This window comes from Kocuria palustris (genome assembly GCF_007666205.1).
Classification (GTDB): Bacteria; Actinomycetota; Actinomycetes; order Actinomycetales; family Micrococcaceae; genus Kocuria; species Kocuria palustris_A.
The window spans coordinates 1-314 of the sequence record NZ_VDOR01000050.1 but is presented as its reverse complement, the minus strand read 5'-3'; the positions used below and the strand labels follow the sequence as shown (position 1 = coordinate 314).

1 protein-coding gene is annotated in these 314 nt (G+C 58.3%); it reads left to right on the top strand.

Translation table 11 applies throughout. From position 1 onward, the window contains the following. Window positions 1-50: 50 nt before the first annotated feature. Window positions 51-314, top strand: a 264-nt coding sequence (locus tag FSY66_RS12450; RefSeq protein WP_144795413.1) for a transposase, incomplete at its 3' end; no start/stop codon positions are given.

Sequence of the window (314 nt, the reverse complement as noted above, 5' to 3'; positions counted from 1 at the left end):
CTAGGGCGTGTCTCCTTTATTGACCATTCCAGCACTGACACGGTGGTGTTGTGACTACGAAGCAACGACACCGAGTATTCACTGATGAGCAGTGGGAGAAGATTGAACCTCTCCTACCTTCGAATGCCGGCAAAAGAGCCCGACCGTTTGAAAACAACCGTCGAATCGTCGAGGGAATCGTCTACCGCTACCGTGTCGGCATCGCCTGGCGCGATCTGCCCCGTGAGCACTTCGGGCCTTGGCAGACGGTATGGAAACGTCACCGCCGCTACGCCGCCGATGGCACCTGGGACCGGGTGCTGGCCCACGTACTT